This is a genomic window from Stakelama pacifica (genome assembly GCF_004361835.1).
Lineage (GTDB): Bacteria > Pseudomonadota > Alphaproteobacteria > Sphingomonadales > Sphingomonadaceae > Sphingomonas > Sphingomonas pacifica.
Genome location: NZ_SNWD01000009.1, coordinates 132,323 through 153,507, shown reverse-complemented (window position 1 = coordinate 153,507; position 21,185 = coordinate 132,323). Strand labels below are relative to the sequence as shown.

At 63.9% G+C, this 21,185-nt stretch carries 18 protein-coding genes and 1 tRNA gene; 12 read left to right on the top strand and 7 right to left on the bottom strand.

The window, feature by feature from the left end; all coding sequences use genetic code 11:
- Positions 1-62: 62 nt before the first annotated feature.
- The 3 genes from EV664_RS13445 to EV664_RS13435 form a co-directional block, all read right to left on the bottom strand.
- On the bottom strand, positions 63-812 hold the full coding sequence (locus EV664_RS13445) for a DsbA family protein (protein ID WP_133496239.1): 750 nt from the start codon (positions 810-812) through the stop codon (positions 63-65).
- 12 nt (positions 813-824) lie between these two features.
- Complete coding sequence (locus tag EV664_RS13440) at positions 825-2,165, bottom strand: M48 family metalloprotease (RefSeq protein ID WP_133496265.1); 1,341 nt, start codon at positions 2,163-2,165, stop codon at positions 825-827.
- 142 nt (positions 2,166-2,307) lie between these two features.
- Entirely contained in the window at positions 2,308-5,025 is a 2,718-nt protein-coding gene (locus EV664_RS13435) for an Rne/Rng family ribonuclease (protein WP_229668260.1), read from the bottom strand.
- 388 nt (positions 5,026-5,413) lie between these two features.
- Between EV664_RS13435 and EV664_RS13430 the strand changes: the two genes are divergently transcribed.
- From EV664_RS13430 to EV664_RS13415, 4 genes are all read left to right on the top strand, one after another.
- A complete protein-coding gene (locus tag EV664_RS13430) occupies positions 5,414-6,322 on the top strand; it encodes an N-acetylmuramoyl-L-alanine amidase family protein (RefSeq protein ID WP_133496238.1) in 909 nt (302 codons plus the stop codon).
- Between the two features lie 73 nt (positions 6,323-6,395).
- Positions 6,396-8,915, top strand: coding sequence for a penicillin-binding protein 1A (locus tag EV664_RS13425; RefSeq protein WP_133496237.1), 2,520 nt, complete (start codon positions 6,396-6,398; stop codon positions 8,913-8,915).
- A 66-nt stretch (positions 8,916-8,981) separates the two neighbouring features.
- Positions 8,982-10,109 carry a peptide chain release factor 2 gene (gene prfB, locus EV664_RS13420; protein ID WP_133496236.1) on the top strand — a complete coding sequence of 376 codons (1,128 nt, stop codon included), beginning with the start codon at positions 8,982-8,984 and terminating at the stop codon, positions 10,107-10,109.
- A gap of 44 nt (positions 10,110-10,153) precedes the next feature.
- The gene (locus EV664_RS13415) at positions 10,154-10,894 is read left to right on the top strand and encodes a class I SAM-dependent methyltransferase (protein WP_133496263.1); all 741 of its coding nucleotides are present in this window, start codon (positions 10,154-10,156) and stop codon (positions 10,892-10,894) included.
- Here EV664_RS13415 and EV664_RS13410 read toward each other — a convergent pair.
- Complete coding sequence (locus EV664_RS13410) at positions 10,837-11,256, bottom strand: JAB domain-containing protein (protein ID WP_162848850.1); 420 nt, start codon at positions 11,254-11,256, stop codon at positions 10,837-10,839. The genes EV664_RS13415 and EV664_RS13410 overlap by 58 nt on opposite strands.
- 94 nt (positions 11,257-11,350) lie before the next feature.
- On the opposite strand from EV664_RS13410, the gene EV664_RS13405 reads away from it, so the two are divergent.
- Positions 11,351-12,145 (top strand): thymidylate synthase, encoded by a 795-nt coding sequence (locus EV664_RS13405; RefSeq protein ID WP_133496262.1) that lies wholly within the window; start codon positions 11,351-11,353, stop codon positions 12,143-12,145.
- Positions 12,142-12,624, top strand: a complete 483-nt coding sequence (locus tag EV664_RS13400) for a dihydrofolate reductase (RefSeq protein ID WP_133496234.1) — start codon at positions 12,142-12,144, stop codon at positions 12,622-12,624. The genes EV664_RS13405 and EV664_RS13400 overlap by 4 nt, the downstream gene beginning before the upstream one ends.
- On the opposite strand, the gene EV664_RS13395 is transcribed toward EV664_RS13400, so the two are convergent.
- The gene (locus EV664_RS13395) at positions 12,621-13,277 is read right to left on the bottom strand and encodes a uracil-DNA glycosylase (RefSeq protein WP_133496233.1); all 657 of its coding nucleotides are present in this window, start codon (positions 13,275-13,277) and stop codon (positions 12,621-12,623) included. The genes EV664_RS13400 and EV664_RS13395 overlap by 4 nt on opposite strands.
- Positions 13,278-13,299: 22 nt before the next feature.
- Between EV664_RS13395 and folK the strand changes: the two genes are divergently transcribed.
- Both folK and EV664_RS13385 read left to right on the top strand, forming a co-directional pair.
- Positions 13,300-13,770: a 2-amino-4-hydroxy-6-hydroxymethyldihydropteridine diphosphokinase gene (gene folK / locus EV664_RS13390; RefSeq protein ID WP_133496232.1), complete on the top strand. Its 471-nt coding sequence runs from the start codon at positions 13,300-13,302 to the stop codon at positions 13,768-13,770.
- 57 nt (positions 13,771-13,827) lie between these two features.
- Positions 13,828-13,903: transfer RNA gene (locus tag EV664_RS13385), tRNA-Lys, on the top strand.
- Positions 13,904-13,993: 90 nt separating this feature from the next.
- Here EV664_RS13385 and EV664_RS13380 read toward each other — a convergent pair.
- Both EV664_RS13380 and EV664_RS13375 read right to left on the bottom strand, forming a co-directional pair.
- Entirely contained in the window at positions 13,994-14,320 is a 327-nt protein-coding gene (locus EV664_RS13380; RefSeq protein WP_133496231.1) for a type II toxin-antitoxin system RelE/ParE family toxin, read from the bottom strand.
- Entirely contained in the window at positions 14,317-14,553 is a 237-nt protein-coding gene (locus EV664_RS13375; protein WP_133496230.1) for a type II toxin-antitoxin system ParD family antitoxin, read from the bottom strand. Before EV664_RS13375 ends, EV664_RS13380 begins: the two co-directional genes overlap by 4 nt.
- 405 nt (positions 14,554-14,958) lie before the next feature.
- Here EV664_RS13375 and EV664_RS13370 point away from each other — a divergent pair, with 405 nt between their 5' ends.
- The 4 genes from EV664_RS13370 to recO all read left to right on the top strand — a co-directional run bounded on the left by EV664_RS13370 (position 14,959) and on the right by recO (position 21,136).
- The gene (locus tag EV664_RS13370; RefSeq protein ID WP_133496229.1) at positions 14,959-15,279 is read left to right on the top strand and encodes a DMT family transporter; all 321 of its coding nucleotides are present in this window, start codon (positions 14,959-14,961) and stop codon (positions 15,277-15,279) included.
- A 61-nt stretch (positions 15,280-15,340) separates the two neighbouring features.
- Entirely contained in the window at positions 15,341-17,287 is a 1,947-nt protein-coding gene (gene uvrC, locus EV664_RS13365; protein ID WP_133496228.1) for an excinuclease ABC subunit UvrC, read from the top strand.
- 71 nt (positions 17,288-17,358) lie between these two features.
- Positions 17,359-20,157 carry a DUF3857 domain-containing protein gene (locus EV664_RS13360; protein ID WP_133496227.1) on the top strand — a complete coding sequence of 933 codons (2,799 nt, stop codon included), beginning with the start codon at positions 17,359-17,361 and terminating at the stop codon, positions 20,155-20,157.
- Between the two features lie 247 nt (positions 20,158-20,404).
- Positions 20,405-21,136, top strand: a complete 732-nt coding sequence (gene recO / locus EV664_RS13355; RefSeq protein ID WP_133496226.1) for a DNA repair protein RecO — start codon at positions 20,405-20,407, stop codon at positions 21,134-21,136.
- The last annotated feature ends 49 nt before the right edge of the window (positions 21,137-21,185 follow it).

The following is a 21,185-nucleotide window of genomic DNA, read 5'->3' as shown; positions in this document are numbered from 1 at the left end:
AAAAAGGCGGGTTCAGGAAGCGTTAAAGTAGGTGGTGCCCCCTTCCGCGACAAGCGCCACCGTTACGAACGCGTGTCTTCCGCCTTTTTCACCGCATCCTGTAGCATGGCGAAAGATTGAGCGCCTGACAGCACTGTATCGCCGATCACCCACGCGGGCGTTCCGGTGACGCCGATTTCGCCCGCGACCGAGAGGTTTTTGCGAATCTCCGCTGCCGCCGCATCGGATGCCGCGAATTTCTGCGCGGCTGCCATATCCAGCCCGGCCTTTTGCGCCGCCTGACGGATGGACTGATCGGTCAGGCCGTCGGCTGCGAACAGGCTATCGTGAAACTGCTGAAACCTGCCCTGCTGAGCGGCCGCAAGGCTCCACAAAGCGGCGGTGCGGCTTTCCTCGCTCAGCACGGGGAGTTCGCGATATACGACGCGCACGTCCGGATCGGCGTTCACCAGTTTGTCGATTTCGGGAAGGCTCGCCCGGCAGAATCCGCAGGCATAGTCCATATAGACGACGACATTGGCCTTCGGAGCCTTTGCGCCGCGCCATGCGGAAGCAAAGGGCTGCACAATGGCATCGCGATTGGCATTCACTGCCTCCGCCGCCTGACGCGCGCGCAGGGCGTCCATGGCGTCGGGGATGAGTTCGGGATGCGCCATGACATAATCATGCACGACGCCTTCCATCGCGGCGCGATTGGTGCTCATTGCAGGGACCAGACGCTGGACAAGCAGCATTGCGCCTGCGCCGAGGATGGCGGCGAGGATCAGCAACAGGGCAAGGGTGGCGCGCGAAAGCGGTTGGGATTCGGTCATGAGAGAATTGCGCTAATGCCTTTTGCTGTCCTGAATTTCATTTTGCGACACCATGAGGATGTCCTGCGCGCGCAGCCAGTCGGAGCTGCCCTTTTCAAGCCCCGCCATCGCCCGCTGCGCGCTTACCAGCGCCATGCGGGTATCGCCGGTCAGGTTCGAAAGCTCCGCCTTGGCAAGCGCCGCATGCACTTCATCGCCGCGCCGTTCATAGACGGTGCCGAGCTGCACCCAGGCGAAGGGATTGGCATCGTCGCGCTGCACTGCCTGTCGCAATACCGCCTCCGCCTCATCCAGATGCGCAGGATCGTCGGTCGCGACGAGCGCATGGCCGAAGGTCGTGGCGATCAGCGGAGAATTGCCCGATAATTGTGTCGCTTTGCGCAGCGGGACAAGCGCTGCCTGCGGGTCGCCGCCCTCCATCAGGATCTGGCCTTGGACTTCCAGAAAATAGGGGTTGTTCGGCTCGCCCTGCACCAGCGCTGCTGCTTCGGCATTCGCCTTGTCGGGATAGCCGCCGCGGTGAAAGGCATAGGTGCGGGCATAATGCGCGGTTAGCGACGGATCGGTCGCGGGATATTCGCGCAGCACGCTGTCCATCGGTTCGACATAGCCGGCAAGCTTTGCCTTCACCCGTTCGAACCGCTTTTCCAGTTCGGGATCGAGCGGCGTGTTCCAGTTGGGAGCGCTTTGCAGCGTCTGAGTGAGCGCAGCGATACGGTCCCCGGTCAGCGGATGGCTGCGGTTGAACGCATCATCCTGCGGAATTGCGAGGCGATATTCCTGATTTTGCAGGATTTTGAAGAAATCCAGCATCCCCTTGCCGGTGATATGCGCCTTGGTGAGAAAGCTCGCGCCAGCCGCATCGGCAGAGGCTTCCTGTGTGCGGCTATAGGCAAGCACGCTGCCCATCGCCGCGCGCTGTCCGGCAAGGATCGCGCCCATCGCCGCATCGCCCGATCCGGCGGCGGCTGCGACCGCGCCCAGCAACAGGCTGGCGATGGTGATTCCGGTCGCGCTCTTGCCCATCCGGCCTGACAGCGGCGCATGGCCGCCGACGACATGGCCTAGTTCATGCGCGAACACGCCCTGCACTTCGTTGTAATTTTCCGCCGCTTCGATCAGGCCCGAATTGATATAGACCGTCTGGCCGCCCGCCACGAAGGCATTGATTTCGGGGTCTTGCAGGACGACGACCTGCACATTGCGCGGCGACAGGCCCGCCGCTTCGATGATCGGGCGGGTCATGTCCTGAAACAGCGCCTCGGTCTCCGCATCGCGCAGGATGGTCTGCGCCGTCGCGGACTGGGCAGCGAACAGGCACATCATCGCGAACGTCGCGAACAGGCGCTTCATCATCGTCATTCGAGCGGCCGAATCCCCGGATAGCCTTCAGGCAGAGTAGCGATTCTCATACCCGGCACGACCTTAACTTGCGCTGAAACAGGCAAAGCCAATCGCCCGCCCCGACTTTCGTGCCGGGACGGGCGATCATAGGTCATGCGCCGAAGGTGCGTTGCCACCAGCCGCGACGCGGCGTCTGCGAATCGCCCTCGGCTGTCTCGGCCGCCTCGGTATCGGCTGCTGCGGTGTCGGCGGGCGCGGCGCCAGCGGATGCAGGAGCGGCACTCGGTTCGACGGGCGCGGATTTTTCGACGGACACAGGGGCCGCCGCTTCCTCAGCCACCGGTTCGGTTACCGGCGCATCCGCCTTTTTGCGGCGGGTCCGCTTCGGCTTCGGCTTTTCCTCGGCCTCGCCGGGGTCGGCAGCGGCCTTGGCCGTGCGCCGCGTGCGTGCTGGCTTGGCCGGAGCCTCACCCTCTGCATCAGCCTTTTTGCGGCGCGTCCGCTTCGGTTTGGGCGCTTCGGCTGCTTCTTCAGTAGCGGGCGGGGTAGGTTCGGCCTCCGCTTCGGTTGCCGTTGCAGCGGTAGCCGCAGCATCGCCCTCCTGCTCGTCGCGCGCCTTGGGCCGACGCCGGGCGCGCCTGGGCTTCGCTTCCGGCGCAGCTTCCGCTGCCTCGACCGGCTCGGCCTGGGGTGCCGGTTCGGGAGCCGGCGCTTCTTCGGCGGCGGGGGCGTCGTCCGACGCTATCGCTGCTTCGTCCGCGCCATGGTCGCGATCCTGTTCCTCGCTGCGACCCTCGCCCGATTTGCGGCGTCCACCGCGCTTGCCACGGCGACGACGGCGGCGCTTCTCGCCATTCTCACCCTCTTCGGCGTCATCGTCCCGCGCATTATGCGGTTCGTCCGTGTCCTCGGCCTCCTCGCGCTCGTCCGAATCATCCTGAGCGGTGTCACGACCGTTATCTTCTCCCTGTTCGTCCCGGCCCCGGCCGCGACGTCCGCGACGACGCCGGCGGCGCTTGCTGCGACGAGCCTCGTCATCGCTGTCGCTGCCCGCTTCGCGCTCATTCTCCTGCTCGGCGTCTGCCTCTGCCTCATCCTCGAAATCGTCCTCGATTTCCTCAGGATAATCTTCATCCTGATCTTCGATGATCGGGTCGATACGCGGAGCATGGGCGGGGGGCGGTCCGGAGACCTCCACCGACATGCGCGCGCCTTCCATCTCGCCATCCGATTCGACTTCGACGCTGACGCCATAGCGTTCTTCGATCTCGGCGATATCGGCGCGCTTTTTGTTGAGCACGTAAAAGGCAGCTTCCTGACTGCAACGCAGCGTCAGCAGCGAGCCGTTGCCGCGTGCGGCTTCATCCTCGATCAGGCGCAGCGCCGACAGGCCCGACGAGCTGGGCGTGCGGACAAGACCGGTGCCTTCGCAATGCGGGCAGGTGACGGTCGAGGCTTCCAGCACCCCGGTGCGCAGCCGCTGGCGGCTCATTTCCATCAGGCCGAATGCGGAGATGCGGCCCACCTGAATACGCGCGCGATCGGATTTCAGCGCCTCCTTCATCGCCTTTTCGACCTTACGGACGTTGGAGTTATGATCCATGTCGATAAAGTCGATGACGACCAGACCCGCCATGTCGCGCAGACGAAGCTGGCGGGCGATTTCCTGCGCTGCTTCCAGATTGGTCGCGGTCGCGGTCTGTTCGATATTATGCTCCTTGGTGGAGCGGCCCGAGTTGATGTCGATCGAAACAAGCGCTTCGGTCGGGTTGATGACCAGATAGCCGCCCGATTTCAGCTGCACGACCGGATTGTACATCGCGGCGAGCTGATCCTCGACATGGTTGCGCTGGAACAGCGGCACCGCATCGGCATATTGCTTCACTCGCCGGGCATGGCTCGGCATCAGCAGCTTCATGAAATCCTTGGCCGCGCGATAGCCTTCCTCGCCCTCGACCACGACTTCGGTGATGTCGCGATTATAGATGTCGCGGATCGCGCGCTTGATGAGGTCGCTGTCGCCATAGACCAGCGCGGGCGCGGAGGATTTCAGCGTATCTTCGCGAATTCCGTCCCACAGCCGGGCGAGATAGTCGAAATCGCGCTTGATCTCGGTCTTGGTCCGCTGAAGGCCTGCGGTGCGCACGATGCAGCCCATGCTGGGCGGCAGGTCCATGTCCGCCATGATCGTTTTCAGCCGCTTGCGGTCGGCCGCGCTCGAAATCTTGCGGCTGATCCCGCCGCCATGCGCGGTATTGGGCATCAGGACGCAGTAACGCCCGGCAAGGCTGAGATAGGTGGTCAGCGCAGCGCCCTTATTGCCGCGCTCTTCCTTCACGACCTGTACCAGCAGCACCTGACGGCGGCGGATCACGTCCTGAATCTTGTAGCGCTTGCGAAGGCTCATGCGGCGCTGGCGCAGTGCCTCAACCGCCTTTTCGGTCTTGTTGCCTTTGCGGCCATTGCCGCTCGATTCGTCGTCCGATTCCTCGTCGTCGCTGCTGCGTTCCAGCACCTCGACGTCGCCGCCATCTTCCTCTTCGGCTTCCGCTTCGGCGCGCAAAGCCGCTTCTTCGGCAGCATGCTCGGCCTCTTCGGCGAGCAGGGCGTCGCGGTCTTCCTTCGGGATCTGGTAATAATCGGGGTGGATTTCGCTGAACGCCAGAAATCCGTGGCGATTGCCGCCATAATCGACGAACGCCGCCTGAAGCGACGGTTCGACGCGCGTTACCTTGGCGAGATAGATATTGCCTTTGAGCTGTTTGCGCTCGGCAGATTCGAAATCAAACTCCTCGATCCGGTTTCCCTTGACGACGGCCACCCGGGTTTCCTCCCGGTGGCGGGCGTCGATCAGCATACGCATGGTCATTTATAATTCTCCGGTCGCGCCGGCGCGAACGCGCATTCGGCACGAAATCTTGTAAGCGCGGCCTGTCCGAAAGCATGGCGGGGCGCGCGCGGGGTGTTTGTAAAATTGCTGCTGCTGCAAAGGCACGGCCGGACCCGTGGTCCAGCGCTTCCGCGCCCGCGCGCCTGCCCGGAAGGGCGGTGCGTTGCGGATGGAACGGAACTTGCCTCATGCAGCTTCAACCTGACTTTGCTGCGGCAATGGCCCGGGTGGACGGTGCCGCGGCGAAACGGGACCGGCGGACCTTCGGGAAATAACGTATTCCCATAGCCGGTTGCACCAATGCCTAGCACCGCCTGCGCGGCGCGGCAACACCGGCGCATGGCGGTGCGGGTATGGGACGCAGCTTTTGGCTGGACCGGCAGGGCCGGCGCTTGGCATAGCGCGGGGCGTGGAACTGCTCCTCGCTCTCTTCGCCTTATGGTTCGGCCCGCATCAGCAACCGGCGGCAGCCGGACTGGCGGAGCGCGCTGCGGCGCGGGAGGGGCAGCGCTATCGCGTGCTGATCGACCTTCCGCCCCCGGCAGGCAAAGCGGCGCCGCTTCCCAAAATCTATGGCGATGACGATACGCGCCCGCTCGTCATGATCGATCCCGGCCATGGCGGCCGCGATCCGGGCGCCATCGGGATAGACCGTCTGCGCGAAAAGGATCTGACGCTGAAAACGGCGCGGGCGATCGGTAACGCGCTGCTCGAAACCGGCCGGGTGCGCGTCGCGTACACGCGTGAAGACGATCGCTTCGTGATTTTGCAGGAACGCTATGCCGTTGCGCGCCGACTGGGCGCGGCGCTGTTCCTGTCGATCCATTGCGACAGCGCGCCCGATCGCGAGGCGGGCGGCGCGAGCGTCTATACGCTGTCGGAAACCGCTTCGGATGCGCAGGCGGCGCGCCTCGCCGCGCGCGAGAACCGGGCGGATATTCTGGCAGGGATGGACCTCAACCGGCAGACGCCGGCAATCTCGTCGATCCTGATCGATCTCGCGCAGCGCCAGACGATGGAGCAATCGGCTGCCTTTGCCCGGCTGCTGGGTCGCGAGGCGCGGGGACATATTCCGGAAAAGGCGATGTTCCACCGCATGGCCTCGCTCATCGTGCTGAAGGCGCCGGACATGCCATCGATCCTGTTCGAAACCGGTTATATTTCCAATCCGCGCGATGCCGCCTTTCTGAATTCACCGGCAGGGCGGGTGCAGATCGCGCAAAGCGTGGCGCGCGCGGTGCGCATCTATTTCGCGCGGCGCGCGCAGATACGCTGATCGCCGCCATCGGATCGATCCGGCGCGCGAATGACTGGAAAGGCCGGTAAATCCTGCTAGACCTCCCCGCGACATGGAAGATACCGACCATAGCACGACCGAATATCGGCTGCATCGCGCTTCGGGCGCAGAACCCAGCCGGTTTGCGCGGATTCGTTCGCGCTGGTGGTTCAAACTGATTGCCTGGGCGGCGCTTGCAGCCGGGATCGGCGCGTTCCTGCTCTGGTTCCTGTTCGCGCGCGGGCTGCCCTCGGTCGATCAGCTCAAAACCTATGAACCGCCGCTGCCGACCAATGTCCGGTCGATCAACGGCGAGCCGATTCACACCTTCGCGCGCGAACGGCGGGTCGAGCTGTCGTATGACGAATATCCGCCGCTGCTCGTGCGCGCCTATATGTCGGCTGAGGACAAGACCTTCTTCCAGCATCACGGGGTCGATTTTCCGGGTCTGATTCGAGCTGCTGCGGAGGGCATCATCAAAGGCCGTACCCCGCGCGGTACCTCCACAATCACGCAGCAGGTGGCGAAAAATCTGCTGCTGACCAACGAGGTCAGCTATGTCCGCAAGATCAAGGAGGCGATCCTTGCCTGGCGGATCGAAAATGCGCTGACCAAGCAGCAGATCATGGAGCTGTATCTTAACCAGATATTCCTCGGTCGGAACGCTTATGGTGTCGAAGCGGCGAGCCACGCCTATTTCGACAAGGATCTCGACCAGCTCAAATTGTCACAGATGGCCTATCTCGCGATCCTGCCCAAAGGGCCGGCCAATTACGATCCCGAGCGCGATACTGAGCGCGCGCTCGACCGGCGCAACTGGGTGCTGGGCGAGATGTTGAAGAACGACTTCATCACGCGTCCGCAATATCAGGAGGCGGTTGCAGAGCCGCTGGGCACCGTATCGCGCATCGAACAGAGCGAGGACGATCAGCAACAGGTCGGCGGCTATTTCATCGAAGCAGTGCGCCGCCAGCTGGTCGACAAATTCGGCGATAATTCGCAGGACGGTCCGCACAGCGTTTATGCGGGCGGCCTGTGGGTGCGTTCCTCGCTTGATCCCACGCTGCAGAAATATGCGCAGGAGGCGCTTCGCGACGGGCTCGTCCGCTATGATCGCGGACGCGGCTGGTCCGGCCCGATGCGGCAGGTCGAAATCAACGATGGCGACTGGCAGCGTGCGCTGGTCGGTACCCATGTCGGGCTCGATTATCGCGACTGGCGGCCGGCGATCGTCATTTCGATCGACGGCGGCGATGCGCAGATCGGCTTTGGCGACGGCAGCACCGGAACGTTGCCGCGATCGGGCGCGACCATGCCGGTGCGCGGCAAGGGCGGTGCGGCGTTCGATGCGCTGAAGGCGGGCGACGTGATCGCGGTATCGCCATCGGGCAGCGGGTTCTCGCTGGAGAGCATTCCCAGGGTTTCGGGCGGCCTGATGGTCGAAAACCCGACCTCCGGCCGGATCATGGCGATGCAGGGCGGATTCGATTCGCGCATCCAGTCGTTCAACCGCGCAATTCAGGCGCAGCGCCAGCCCGGGTCGACGATCAAGCCGATCGTATATTCCGCCGCGCTGGAACAGGGCATGACCCCTGCGACGATGATCCAGGATACGACCTTCTGCGTCTATCAGGGTGCGAATCTGGGGCAGAAATGCTTCAAGAATTTCGCGCATGAGGGTGGTTCGGGCGCGCACACGCTGCGCTGGGGCATCGAACAGTCGCGCAACCTGATGACGGTGCGCGCCGCCGCGCAGACGGGCATGGAGCATGTCGTCGACATGATACAGCGCCTCGGCGTCAGTCGGGAGAAATATCCGCCCTATCTGTCCTATTCGCTGGGCGCTGGGGAAACCACCGTGATGCGGATGGTCAATGCTTATTCGACCCTCGTCAATCACGGGCAGAAGCTTACCCCGACGCTGATCGATTATGTGCAGGACCGGCGTGGCCAGGTGATCTGGCCCGACAACTGGCGTGCCTGTGACGGGTGCAATGCGCCCGACTGGAACGGAAAGGCGATGCCGCGCCCGGTTTCGCATTCCAAGCAGGTTGTCGATCCGCTGACCGCGTACCAGATGGTGCATATCATGGAGGGCGTGATCCAGCGCGGTACGGGCGTTCGCCTGCGCTCGCTTGACCGGCCGATGGTGGGTAAGACCGGCACGACCAACGGGCCGACCGATGTGTGGTTCATGGGCGGCACGCCGCAGATGATCGGTGGCGTGTATGTCGGCTACGACAATCCCCGCAATCTGGGCGGCTATGCGCAGGGCAGTTCGATCGCGGTGCCGATCATGAAGCAGTTTTTCGAACAGGCGCTGAAGGACCTTCCCAAAGTGCCGTTCCGGGCGCCGTCCGGAATCCGCATGGTGAAGATCGACCGGCGAAGCGGCAGGCCGGTGTTCGGGGTCTGGCCGACCGATGAACCGCTTGCGCCGGTGATCTGGGAAGCGTTCAAGCCCGAAAATGCGCCGCGCCGTGCCGCGCGGCGGGATGACGACCAACGGGCCGCGCCCAAAAAGGCCGCGCCCACGCGCCGCGAATCGCAGGGGGACAGTGACTTCCTCCAGCGCGAAGGCGGCATATATTGACCGGTTGCCGGTCCCGGCGGACAATCGCGTACGGGGCCGGTGCGACAGATATGTTTGGAGTAGATTATGCGCGCCGAAGCGCAGGCATATGCCGATAAAATCAAGGACGCGCTCGAACTGCTGCGCCGCTTTCTCGACTGGGACAAGGCGCTCAGGCGGCTAGACGAGCTCAATGCACGGGTCGAGGATCAGAGCCTTTGGGACAATCCCAAAGAGGCGCAGGCGGTCATGCGCGAACGCCGCCACCTCGACGAGGCGATCGGCGCGACCAAAGCGATTCAGCAGGAGCTGAGCGATACCAGCGAACTCATCGAAATGGCCGAGGCCGAGGGCGATGAGGACATGGCGAGCGAGGGCACCGAAGCGCTGAAGGCGCTTGCCGAACGCGCCGAACGCGACAAGGTGCAGGCGCTGCTCGCAGGCGAAGCCGACGCCAACGACACCTATCTCGAAATCCATGCGGGCGCAGGCGGTACCGAAAGCCAGGACTGGGCCGAGATGCTCCAGCGCATGTATCAGCGCTGGGCCGAACGGCGGGGCATGAAGGTCGAACTGGTCGATTATCACGCGGGCGAGCAGGCGGGCATCAAATCGGCGACGCTGCTGATGAAGGGCGAAAACGCTTATGGCTGGGCAAAGACCGAAAGCGGCGTCCACCGGCTGGTGCGCATTTCGCCCTATGACAGCTCGGCGCGCCGCCACACCAGCTTTTCCAGCGTCTGGGTCTATCCGGTGATCGACGACGATATCGACATCGATATCAACGAGGCCGATCTGAAGATCGACACCTATCGCGCGTCCGGCGCGGGGGGACAGCACGTCAACACCACCGATTCGGCCGTCCGCATCACGCACGTTCCCTCCGGCATCATCGTCGCCAGCCAGAATGACCGGTCGCAGCACAAGAACCGCGCGACCGCGATGAGCATGCTGAAGGCGCGGCTGTACGAAGCCGAACTTCGCAAGCGTGAAGAGGCGGCGATGGATATCCATGCCTCCAAATCCGATATCGGCTGGGGCCATCAGATTCGCTCTTATGTGCTGCAACCCTATCAGCTGGTGAAGGATCTGCGCACGGGCGTGACCTCTACAGCGCCGTCGGATGTGCTCGACGGCGATCTCGATCCCTTCATGGCCGCTGCTTTGTCGCAGCGGGTGAGCGGCGAAGCCGTCGAAGTGGAGGATGTGGATTGAGACGGGCGCCGGTCTCGCTGGCATTGCTTGGAGCAGCGCTGGCGATGCTGGCGGGGTGCGACGGCGGACCGCCGCGCGCCACCCGCACACAGGCCGCGCCGGTCGGGCCGTTTCCCGCGCCCGACCGTCCGGTTTCGCCGATCATATCGAGCCGCTGGTCGACCGAAGAGGCACGCGACCGGCTACATGAAGCGGCCGAGGTAATGGAAAAGGCCGGGATCGCGCCGGGCATGAGCGTCGCCGATATCGGCGCGGGCGAAGGCTATTACACCGTCCGCCTCGCCCGCCGGGTCGGTCCGCATGGCCGGGTGCTCGCCGAGGATATCGTTCCCGACGTGCGCGACGCGCTTGCCCGCCGGGTGAGCCGCGACCAGCTCGACAATGTCTCGGTGCGTCTCGGCGACCCCAACGATCCCAAATTGCCCGACGACAGCTTCGACCGCATCCTGCTGGTCCATATGTATCACGAGATCGCGCAGCCTTATGAATTTCTGTGGCGGATGCGTCCGTCGCTGCGCGAGGGCGGGCAGGTGATCGTGGTGGATGCGAATCGTGCGACGCAAAATCACGGCACGCCGCCCGCGCTGTTAAAATGCGAATTCGCCGCGGTCGGCTATCGGCTGGTGCGGATGACGGCCATGCCCTCGGCGGGCGGCTATCTGGCGGTGTTCGAACGCGCCGGCGATCGTCCCGAACCGGGCGCGATCCGGCCCTGTCGCCTGCCCGGTCACAATAATCCCAGCGCCAGAAAACTCGACGAATCCTCGCGTCCCACTACCCAGTGATCGGCGAGCCATAGTCCGATCGGGCGCAGCGTCCGCGCGATCAGCCGGGTCGTTTCGCAATCGGCCTTGCTCGGCTGCGACATGCCGCTGGGATGGTTGTGCGCGATCATGATCGAAGCGGCATTGAGCGCAAGCGCATCGCGCACCACCGAACGTAGCGGCAATATGGTCTCGTCCAGCCCGCCATGACAGTGGCGCAGGCCGATCAGCATTCCCCGACGGTTGCGATAGGCAAAGACCGCCAGTTCCTTCCGCGCCCGGGCGAGTGGGGCAAAGAAATGGGGCAGGGTGCCCGGATCGGGTACGATTCCGGCAAGCGCGATCATCCGGACGTCGTTGCACGCCCGTAGCGTCGGCTGCATCGGGAAGCTGATCGGCTTTGAAGCTAGATTCCTCCGTTTCGGACTATTTGCTCCGTCTTGGCGGAGGCGCGCGGACCGGCTAGGCATGAATCCCATGCAGCAATATCTCGATCTCATGGCGCGCGCGCTGGACCATGGCGCGGTGCAGGACGACCGCACGGGCGTGGGTACGCGCAGCGTATTCGGCCATCAGATGCGGTTCGATCTGGGCAAGGGCTTTCCGGTGCTCACCACCAAGAAGCTGCACCTGAAATCGATCATCATCGAATTGCTGTGGTTCCTGCGCGGCGACACCAATGTCCGCTGGTTGCAGGAGCGCGGCGTCAGCATCTGGAACGAATGGGCGGATGAACAGGGCGACCTTGGCCCGGTATATGGCAAGCAGTGGCGCGACTGGCAGGCGCCGGACGGGAGCCATATCGATCAGATCAAAGGGCTGATCGCCGACCTGAAGACCAACCCTGCGTCGCGCCGCCACATCGTTACGGCGTGGAATCCGGGCGAGCTCGGCGCGATGGCGCTGGCACCGTGCCATTGCCTGTTCCAGTGCCATGTCGCGAACGGCAAATTGTCGCTCCAGCTCTATCAGCGTTCGGCGGACATTTTTCTGGGCGTGCCGTTCAATATCGCAAGCTATGCGCTGCTCACCCATATGCTGGCGCAGCAATGCGATCTGGAGGTGGGCGAGTTCATCTGGACCGGCGGCGACTGCCACCTGTATTCGAACCATCTCGATCAGGCACGCGAACAGCTCGGCCGCACGCCCGGGCCGCTGCCGCGTCTCGAAATCACTCGCAAACCCGACGGCATCGATGCTTATGAATATGCGGATTTCGTGCTGCACGATTATGCCGCGCAGCCGCATATCAAGGCGCCGGTGGCGGTATGATATGCTTCTTTCTGGCGCGCGCGGATAATGGCGTGATCGGCGTGGACGACCGGCTGCCCTGGCACATTCCCGCCGACCTCAAACGTTTCAAGGCGCTGACCATGGGCAAGCCGATGGTGATGGGGCGCAAAACGTTCGAGAGCTTCCCCTCGCTGCTGAAGGGCCGTCGCCATATCGTATTGACCCGCGACGCCGGCTGGCAGGCCGAAGGCGCGGAAGTCGCGCATGATGTCGATGGCGCGCTTGCGCTTGCGGGCGAGGCGGAGACGGTGGCGGTGATCGGCGGGGCGGAGATTTTCGCGCTTTTTCGCGACCGCGCCGATCGGGTCGAACTGACCGAAGTGCATGCAAGCCCCGAAGGCGATACGATCGTGCCCGCCTTCACCGCACCCGAATGGCGCGAGACATTTCGCGAGGATCAGGCCGCCGAGGGCGACCGTCCGGCGTTCAGCTTCGTGACGCTGGAGCGCGCCGACTAACCGTCGCGCAGTTGCTCTGCCCGCGCGAACACCGCCTCGAACATCGCGTCTGTCAGCCGCCCGGTGTTCGTGTTGTAGCGTGAGCAATGATAGCTATCGAGCAGCCAGCGCCCGTCGGGCAGGCGATGTTCGGCAAGGTGACCGAATTTCGCATTTGCCGCGCGCACCCCGAACAGTTTCAGCGCGCTGTCATGCGCGATCCGGCCCAGCGCAACAAACACCTTCACATCGGGCAGCGCCGCCTGCTGACCATCCAGAAACGGCCGGCAGGTGCGGATTTCCTCGGGCGTCGGCTTGTTCTGCGGCGGCAGGCACTTGACCGCATTGATGATGACCGCGCCGGTCAGCTCCAGCCCGTCATCGGGGCGACAGCCATAGCGTCCGTTCGCTAGGCCGAACTTGTCCAGCGTCGCGAAGAGCAGGTCGCCCGCATAATCGCCGGTAAAGGGCCGACCGGTGCGATGCGCGCCATGCTTTCCCGGCGCGAGCCCGATGATCGCCAGCCAGGCGTGCCGATCGCCGAACGCATTGACCGGCGCATTCCACCAGTCGGGATGTTCGGCGCGAATTTCCTCGCGCAGCGCGACGAGGCGCGGGCAGCGGGGACAATCGCGCGGCGGTTCGGTATCGGGAATGGGGCTGGCAGCGAACATCGCGCCGGAATAAGGACAGGCGATGGAGCGAGCAAGCTATGCCATTGCGCTTGGGTCGAATCGTCGCACGGTGCACGGATCGCCGCGCGAGACGCTGCATGCCGCGCTCGATGCGCTGGGCGGCGTGGCGGCTGCCTCCCCGGTCATCGAAACCGCGCCGCTGGGGCCGTCGCGACGCCGATTCGCCAATGCGGTGGCGATCGTCGCGAGCGAGGAGATGCCGCCCGAGCTGCTCACCCGGCTCAAGGCGATCGAACGCGCTTTCGGGCGGCGGCGAGGGCAGCGCTGGGGCGAACGCGCGCTCGATCTGGATATCCTGCTCTGGTCGGGCGGTGCATGGGCATCGCCGGGGCTGGTTGTGCCGCACGCGCAGTTTCGCCGGCGCGGGTTTGTGATGGGGCCGCTGGCGGCGATTGCGCCCGGCTGGCGCGACCCGCTCACCGGGCACACGATGCGCCAGCTTCTGGCCCGAACGCGAAATTCGCGCGTTTAACGCAGCAAAGCGGTTGACCGCGCGGCAAAGCCCGCTTACCTGCTGCCCCCCGGTGACGGGCCCTTAGCTCAGTCGGTAGAGCAACTGACTTTTAATCAGTAGGTCGCTGGTTCGAATCCAGCAGGGCTCACCACCTTTTCAATGACCCGGATGTGAGATTGGTGGTGCGCCGCACCGTCCAGACCCGCCGGGACGCAGCGGGCCAGCAGGCGGCCGTTGCAGGTCAGTCACCCCCTTCTTGCAGCCAGGCCGGTATGTCGCGTTGGGCACGAAGTAGGCGCCACACATCGATATGGTCGTTCTGCTCGATGTAGAAGATCAGTCGGGGATAACGAGCCACTTTTCGGCTTCGCAGCCCCGGCAAATCAAGTTCCTGCGCATATCGCGGCGATCCCGTGCCGGGATGTTCGGCAATGGTGTGCAAGCCGTTCTGAAGTTCTTCTACGAATCCCGTGGCGACATCGGCGCCCGATTCCTGAGCGTAATAGTCAACAACCGCTTCGATATCCCGGTCGGCGAGGTCCCTGAGGACGACCGGCTTTGCGCTCATTGCGCAGACGGATCGATGCGTTTGCGAAGATTCCGGAAATAATCCTCATCCGCCGTCTTGCCCGCAGCCGAGCGCGCACCTTGCAGAAGCAGGTTGCGCAAATCCTGCCTGTTCTGATCCCTGCGGATCAATTCCCGGATATATTCACTGCTTGTGCCATAGCCCCGGCCCGCGACCTGCTCATCGACGAAGCTTTTCATCGTGTCCGGCAAAGAGACGTTCATTGTTGCCATGTGCAGGCATATACGCCGTTTGGCAAAAAATTGGCAAGAATTGGCAACAATGCCATTTTTGCTTCTCACAAGGGCGGGTGTGGGTTGGGCGGTGGCAGACGATGGCGACCCCGGCCTCCGCCGGGGCGACGCATTGGGTTAGCGGCTTTATATCACAGCGATTTCCACTATCGTCGCCCCGGCGAAGGCCGGGGCCGATGGCGTGTGGCACTATGGTGGCGCGGAGTGGGGCGCGGTTGGTGCGGCTCTGGATTGCCTGACACTGGTATCATAGGCTGGCATCAACATAGGTCGCTATAAGCGCCCCGTGCCGCCTGTATCCTTCCGCTTGGTTCAGATTTGCTTTCAGCGCCCCAAGCAAACCCGGCTTTGCACCCGCTTGCGAACCGGGCTAAGGGCGCGGCGATGTACTGGTTCATTCTTGGCATCGCCGTCATCACCGAAATCTGCTGGGCGCTCAGCCTGAAATGGGCGGCAAGCGCCGCGAGCTGGCAGATTTCGGCCATTCCCATCATCCTGTCCTTCGTCAATATGGGCCTGCTTGCGCTCGCGATGCGCGGCCTGCCCGCCGGGACCGCTTATGCGGTCTGGACCGGCCTCGGCGCGGTCGGCGTCATCATCGGCGGGGTCATCCTGTTCGGCGACAAGGTCGGCACGGTGCAGGCGCTCTTCATGGGGCTGACCGTGATCGGCGTCGTCGGTACGAAGCTGTTCGCGCAGAGCTGAGCGGCATCTGCGCGTCGCATCGCCGCTCGAATTTACCGCACGGCTGTCCTAAATAGCGCCCATGCCCCCCAGTAAAGCCGACCGACCCGAGACCCCCAATGCCGCTTCGCGTTTCAACGAGGAAGCGCAGACCTATACGGTGCGGGGCACCGACAAGCCCGATCTGGAAACCGGGGTCGCGGCGATCCGCAATGTGCTGGCCACGCTCCCCGCGCGGCCCGGCGTGTACCGGATGCAGGATTCGCGTGGCGAGGTGCTCTATGTGGGCAAGGCGCGCGCGCTGAAGAACCGCGTGACGAACTATACGCAGGTCACCCGCCTGTCGAAACGGTTGCAGCGCATGGTCGCCCAGACGCGCAGCATGACGATCGTGACGACGAACAATGAGGCGGAGGCGCTGCTGCTCGAAGCGCAACTGATCAAGCGCTATCGCCCCGCTTACAACGTGCTGCTGCGCGACGATAAGAGCTTCCCTTTCATCCTGCTGCGCGCCGATCATGATTTTCCGCGCATCCAGAAGCATCGCGGCGCGCGGCGGGCCAAGGGCAATTATTACGGGCCGTTCGCCAGTGCCGGGTCGGTGAACAACACGCTCAACGCGCTGCAAAAGCTGTTCCTGCTGCGTAGCTGTACCGACAGTTTCTTCAACAATCGCGACCGGCCCTGCCTGCTCTATCAGATCAAGCGCTGTTCGGCGCCGTGCGTGGGGCGGATCGATTCGGCCGGCTATGCCGAACTGGTGAGCGACGCAAAGGAGTTCCTCGCGGGCAAATCGACCAGTGTTCAGGAAAAGCTAGGCGCGCAGATGGAGGCAGCGAGCGAGCAGCTCGATTTCGAACATGCCGCGCTGCTGCGCGATCGCCTCCGCGCGCTGACCTTCATTCAGGGCAGTCAGGCGATCAATGCCGAGGGGGTGGGCGACGCCGATATCTTTGCGCTGGCGTGCAAGGAAGGCGTGATCGGCATTCAGGCGTTCTTCATTCGCGGCGGGCAGAATTGGGGGCATCGCAGCTTTTTTCCGCAGCACACCAATGACGTGCCCGAAGATGAGGTGCTCCAAAGCTTCCTCGTGCAATTTTACGAGGAAGTGCCGCCGCCCAAAAATGTGTTCGTCGATCGCGATCTTGCCGAGCGCGATCTGCTGGCGGAGGCGCTGGGCGAGCGCGCGGGGCATAAGGTCGCGATCAGCGTGCCGCAGCGCGGCGATCGCCGCCGCCTGATCGATCAGGCGAAGCGCAATGCGGTGGAGGCGCTCGAACGCCGCCTCGCCGAATCGACGACACAGGCGAAACTGCTGCGCGAGGTGGCGGAATTGTTCGATCTCGACGGCCCGCCCGACCGGATCGAAGTGTACGACAACAGCCATATTCAGGGCACGAATGCGCTGGGCGCGATGATCGTGGCGGGGCCGGAGGGCTATCGCAAGAACCAGTACCGCAAGTTCAATATCAAGCGCAAAGAGACCGAACCGGGCGACGATTACGGCATGATGCGCGAAGTATTCTCCCGCCGCTTTTCGCGTGCTCAGGCGGAGGACCCCGATCGCGACAAGGGCGACTGGCCCGATCTGGTGCTGATCGACGGCGGGCGCGGGCAGCTGAACGCCGCCCGGTCGGTGCTGGAAGAACTCGGCATCGAAGATGTCTGTCTGGTCGGTGTGGCAAAGGGGCCGCATCATGGCCGGGAGGGGCGCGAGGTGTTTCACATGATGGACGGGCGCGAATTCACGCTGCCGACCAATTCGCCGACGCTGTTTTATCTGCAACGGCTGCGCGATGAAGTGCATCGCTTCGCGATCGGCGCGCATCGCCAGAAACGGGCAAAGGCGATGGGGGCAAGCCCGCTCGACGATGTGCCGGGAATCGGCCCGTCGCGCAAAAAGGCGCTGCTGATGCATTTCGGCACGGCGCGCGCGGTGCGCAACGCCAGTCTGGAGGATTTGCAGCGCGCGCCGGGGGTGAGCAAGGGCGTCGCGCAGACCGTGTACGACTTTTATCACGCGCGATAGGCGATGCCCCCTTGCGGCGGTTCGTGCGGCCGTTACGCTGACCCGAAGATGGACTGTTTTTTGGGGGCCTGATGTTTTCGCGTGCGTTCGCCGCTTCTGTTGTTCTGCTTGCACCGGCTGCGGCCCATGCGGGCGATGTTCCGCTCTACAAGCCGGCCCCTGACTGGATCGCGGCAGCACCGCCGATCGATGCGACCAATCTGAACGACGCGTCGCCGATATTTCTGCGCTACGATCAGCAGCAGCGGGTGGAGGACGGCCGCGTCTGGACCTATTCGGACAATGCCATCCGCATCGCCAACAGCCAGATGCTGGCGCAGGCGGGCAATATCGCGCTCCCCTGGCAGCCGGATGGCGGCGACCTGATCATCCATGGCGTGGAGATCATTCGCGGCGACCAGCATATCGATTTGCTGGCGCAGGGACAGAAATTCAGCGTGCTTCGCCGCGAAGAGGCGATGGAGCAGCTGGAAATCAACGGCATCCTGACCGCGACGCTGCAGGCCGAAGGACTGCGCGTCGGCGATGTGCTGCACATCACCGTGTCGACGACGAACAAGGACCCGGCGCTGAGCGGCAATGCGCAGGCGCTGCTGCCGCTGCTGACCAAGCCGATGCGCGCCGATTTCGCACGCGTGCGGCTGAGCTGGCCCGTCGGAACCGATCTGCGCTGGAAATCGCATCGGGAGATTACCGCAAAGCCGGTGGTGACAAACGGCTATAATGTGCTCGAAATTCCGCTGCCGCTCGAAAAGCCGGAAGAAGTTCCGGCCGATGCGCCCAAACGCTATCAACCGCTGTCGCTGCTCGAAGCATCGACCTTTGACAGCTGGGCGCAGGTTTCCTCGGTGATGGCCCCGCTCTACGATACGAAGGGAATGATCGCGCCGGGTAGCCCCCTTGCCGCGGAGGTCGAGAAGATCAAGGCGAAGAGCAGCGACCCCAAGACACGCGCGGCGCTGGCGCTGCAACTGGTGCAGGACAAGACCCGCTATCTGTTCAACGGCATGAACGGCGGCAATTACCGCCCGCAATCGCCGGCCGATACCTGGCGGATGCGCTATGGCGATTGCAAGGCCAAGTCGCTGCTGCTGCTCGCTCTGCTGCACGAGCTGGATATCGACGCGCAGCCGGTGCTCGCCAGTATCGGCCTCGGCGATCTGGTGCCGCAGCGCCTGCCGAGTGCGGCGGCGTTCAATCATGTGCTGGTGCGTGCGAAGGTCGGCGGCGAAACGCTGTGGCTCGACGGTACGAAGAATGGCGACCGGCTGATCGATATCACCGATACGCCCGATTTCGGAACCGTGCTGCCCGTACAGGCGTCGGGCGCGGGGCTGGAGAAGATCGACCTTCGCTATCCCGCACGCCCCGATATCAGCATGTCGGTAACGCTTGACCAGCGCGCCGGGCTGAACTTCCCCTCGCTGTACGAAGCGTCGGTTGCGGTTCACGGCCCGGCGGCTGAGATGATTTCGACCGGCTGGTCGCAGGCGGATGACGAACAGAAGCGCGATATGATCGCCCGGTCGGTATCGTCGGTGCTCGGTGACACGCTGATCGTCAGCAAATCGCTGGAACAGTCGAAAGACGGTTCGGGCATGGTGGTCCTGCACGCGACCGGAATCGCCGATAGCGGCTGGGACAAGCGCAACGATCGCTACCGCAAGACGCTGGATCAGGCGGTCGGCGAGATCAATTTCAATCCCGATCGCGCGCGAACCGCATGGCGCGACATTCCGGTCAAGCTGAGCGATCCCGGCGGGCAGGAAGTCAATATTCGGGTCGAATTGCCGCCCGAGGCAAAGGGCGTCACGCTGAACGGCGATACCAGCCTGCCCGAAACGCTCGCCGGATATCGGCTGAAGCGGCAAGTGACGCTGAAAGACGGCGTGATCAGCGTCGACGATGTCGTACTTTCGCGCGGCGGCGAGATACCCGCCGATCGCATCGCTGATACGCGCGCCGCCGTGACGCTCGCCAATTCGCGCCTGCTCGAAGCCGTCGCGTCCGAGGATTATCCCGCCAATTGGGAAATTCTGCGCGACGCGAACAAGAAACAGCGTTTTGCCGCGCTGAGCGATGCTTATGCGAAGGTCATCGCGCAGGAGCCCGACAAGGCGCAAAGCTATCTGGTGCGCGCATATTTCCGGCGCGGAATTCAGGACTGGGACGGCGTTCTGGCCGATCTGGGATCGGCGATCAAACTGGAAGCCAGCGCCGATACGCTGCTCCTTCGCGCCAATACGCTTCGCAGCATGGGCGAGCCGGAAAAAGCGATTCCCGATGCCGAGGAGGCGCGCAAGCTGGAACCCGGGTCGGTCGAGGCGCTGGCGACGCTTGCGCTGCTCTATGCCGACACCGGCAACAGCGAAAAGGGGCTGGCGCTGGTCAATGACCAGCTGGCGCTGGGCGGCGATGACCGCGAAGCGCTGACGATCCTGAAGAGCGACCTGCTGACCCGGCAGGACAAGGTGCAGGATGCGATCGCGACGATCGATGCCGAGCTGAAACAGCATCCGGGGCAACCGAGCCTGTTCAACCAGAGCTGCTGGGTCAAGGGCACGATGAATGTCGACCTTCCCGGCGCGCTGAAGGATTGCACCAAATCGATCGAGCTTGCCGATCAGCCTTCGGCTGCGCTCGACAGCCGGGGCATGGTCTATTTCCGGATGGGTCGGATGGAAGAGGCGCTCGCCGATCTCAACGCAGCGCTCGACATCGCGCCGGGGCGACCCGCCAGCATGTTCATGCGCGGCGTCGTGCGCAACCGGATGGGCAACAAGACGGAGGGCATGGCCGATATCGCCGCCGCCCGCGCCGGCCAGCCGGGAATCGACAAGGAATATGCCCGCTGGGGCATCGCGCCCTGAAGTAAGGGCGGTGAAGCGGGAGAAGAACAGCCCCCTTCGCCTGCCTGCCGAGGCAGGCGCTCTGGACAGGCTTCGAGCAGCTCGGCGCGAACGGTGCAGGTGTTTGGCTCCCGGCCTACACCCCGTTCGCGCTGAGCCTGTCGAAGTGCGGCCCTTCTTCTCCTTGCTCTGACCGAAAACGCGCGGACAGCCTCACGACCACCCCCGGCAATTCCCCGCGCCGGGAAACCGGGCTATAGCTGCCGCGATGCAGTTTCGCGCTCCCGCTTTGATCCTGTCGGTTCGTCCGCATGGCGAGAGCGGCGCGATTGTCCGTGCGCTGACTAGCCAGGCCGGGGTGCAGCCCGGCTATGTGCGCGGCGGCAATTCGCGGCGGCTTCGCCCCGTGCTGCAACCGGCAAATACGATTCTGGGGGAATGGCGCGCGCGAACCGAGGGCGCGCTGCCTGCGCTGACGCTGGAGCTGATCCACAGCCGGGCGGGGCTGTACGGTGAACCGCTCGCCGCAGCAGCGCTCGACTGGGCCAGCGTGCTGACCGCCGCTGTGCTGCCCGAGGGCCAGCCCTATCCCGAAATCCACGATGCGCTCGACGGATTGTTCGCTGCGATCGAGGCTGCACCCAGCGCCCGCGGCTGGGCAAGCGCGCTCGTCCGTTATGAATTGCTGCTGCTCACCGCGCTCGGATTCGGGCTCGATCTGTCGGCCTGTGCCGCGACCGGGACGACCGAAAATCTGAACTATGTCAGCCCACGCAGCGGACGCGCGGTAAGTACGGTCGGTGCAAGTGGTTATGAAAAAAGGCTTTTTCGCCTTCCTGCTTTTCTGCTCGATGGCGGCTCCGCAATATGGCTAGACATATTGGAAGGGCTTTCGCTCACCGGGCATTTCCTGGCGCGCGACCTTTTGACCGACCGCAGGCGCGATATTCTCGCCGCGCGCGAGCGGCTGATCGACCGGCTGAAAAGGGCGGTTGCGTGAAGCCGCGCGGGCAGGCACAGGATCGCGCATCATCAGACAAAAGGAACAG